2 protein-coding genes are annotated in these 2,129 nt (G+C 65.4%); both read left to right on the forward strand.

Annotation, left to right across the window (positions count from 1 at the left end):
• The first annotated feature begins 230 nt into the window (after positions 1-230).
• Positions 231-902, forward strand: coding sequence for a succinate dehydrogenase (locus HLK59_RS49705; RefSeq protein WP_171148278.1), 672 nt, complete (start codon positions 231-233; stop codon positions 900-902).
• Between the two features lie 2 nt (positions 903-904).
• A partial coding sequence (gene sdhA / locus HLK59_RS49710; RefSeq protein ID WP_171148279.1) for a succinate dehydrogenase (quinone) flavoprotein subunit occupies positions 905-2,129 on the forward strand: 1,225 nt, incomplete at its 3' end.

The raw sequence follows: 2,129 nt of genomic DNA on the forward strand, positions 1-2,129 counted from the left end.
CTCGGGGGCTCGGAGATGTGCATACACGCCAGCCTGCCCGCTGCCACGCCCCCCGACAGCCCGGCCCTTCCTGCCATACGCCGTACACACCCCCGCACAGCCCTTGCCATGCGCTTGCCATCCACAGCCGCCGAACTCCCGCTCCAGCGTCCGTCTTGGATCTCTCGACCCGCCCAGCCCTACCGTCTTATGACATGGCTTTAGCAACGCGGACGGACCGACGACCGTCCATGGCACGCACGGTGTGGGACAGCTCCCTCGGCAAGAAGACCGTCATGGCCGTCAGCGGCCTGATCATGCTGACGTACCTCGTACTCCACATGCTGGGCAACCTGAAGATCTTCTTCGGCACCGAGGACTTCAACGAATACGCCCACTGGCTACGCACCCTGGGCGAACCGGCCCTGCACTACGAATGGGTGCTGTGGGGCCTGCGCGTGGTCCTGGTGATCGCGGTCGTCGCCCACGGCATCTCCGCGTACCAGCTCAGCCGCCGTGACATCAGGGCGCGCCCGACGAAGTACCTGCACAGGAAGGCGCGGGCGAGCTATGCGACGCGGACGATGCGCTGGGGCGGGATCATCCTCGGCCTGTTCATCGTCTGGCACCTGCTGGACCTGACGACGGGCACCGTCCACTCGGGCGGCTTTGAGGAGGGCCGGCCGTATCAGAACGTCGTGGACACCTTCTCCACCTGGTACGGCAACGTCGTCTACATCGTGGCTGTGCTGGCTCTGGGCCTGCATATCCGGCACGGCTTCTGGAGTGCTGCCCAGACCCTGGGCGCGAGCAGCCGTACCCGTGACCGCGCCCTGAAGGCCACGGCCGACATCCTCGCGCTGCTGCTCACGGTCGGTTTCCTTGTCGTTCCCGTGGCTGTGATGACCGGAGTGGTGAGCTGAAGATGACCGCCTTCACGGATTACGCGACCGGTGAGCCGGTCGTCGACGGCAAGGCCCCATCCGGGCCGGTCAACGAGCGCTGGGACAGGCGCCGTTTCGAGGCGAAACTGGTGAACCCGGCCAACCGGCGTAAGCACACGGTGATTGTGGTGGGGACAGGTCTGGCGGGGGGTGCGGCGGGCGCCACGCTTGCCGAACAGGGTTACCACGTCGTGCAGTTCTGTTATCAGGATTCCCCGCGGCGGGCGCATTCGATTGCGGCGCAGGGTGGGATCAACGCGGCGAAGAATTACCGCAATGACGGTGACTCCGTGCATCGGTTGTTCTATGACACGGTCAAGGGTGGGGATTTCCGGGCGCGGGAGTCGAATGTGCACCGGCTGGCGCAGATCTCGGTGGAGATCATCGATCAGTGTGTGGCGCAGGGTGTGCCGTTCGCGCGGGAGTACGGCGGGCTGCTCGACACGCGGTCGTTCGGTGGTGTGCAGGTGTCGCGGACGTTTTACGCCCGTGGTCAGACGGGGCAGCAGTTGCTGTTGGGTGCCTATCAGGCGCTGAGTCGGCAGATCGCGGCCGGGAACGTCGAGATGCACCCCCGCACCGAGATGCTGGATCTGATCGTCGTGGATGGGAAGGCACGCGGGATCGTCGCACGTGACCTTGTCACGGGGAAGATCGGCACCTACTTCGCGGACGCTGTCGTATTGGCTTCCGGTGGGTACGGCAACGTCTTCTACCTGTCGACCAACGCCATGAACTCCAACGCCACGGCGGTGTGGCGGGCGCACCGGCGTGGCGCGTATTTCGCCAATCCGTGCTTCACGCAGATCCATCCGACGTGCATTCCGCGCACGGGTGATCACCAGTCGAAGCTGACGCTGATGAGTGAGTCGCTGCGCAACGATGGCCGGATCTGGGTCCCGAAAGCGCAGGGCGACGACCGTCCCGCGAACAAGATCCCCGAGAGCGAGCGCGACTACTACCTGGAGCGCATCTACCCCTCCTTCGGCAATCTCGTGCCGCGTGACATCGCCTCCCGGGCCGCGAAGAACGTCTGCGACGAGGGGCGGGGGGTCGGCCCCGGCGGGCAGGGCGTCTACCTCGACTTCGCGGACGCCATCGCACGGATGGGACGCAAGGCGGTGGAGGCGAAGTACGGCAACCTCTTCGACATGTACCAGCGGATCACCGACGAGGATCCTTACGAGGTCCCGATGCGGATCTATC

Origin of the sequence: Streptomyces sp. S3(2020), from assembly GCF_013044505.1 — a bacterium.
Lineage (GTDB): Bacteria > Actinomycetota > Actinomycetes > Streptomycetales > Streptomycetaceae > Streptomyces.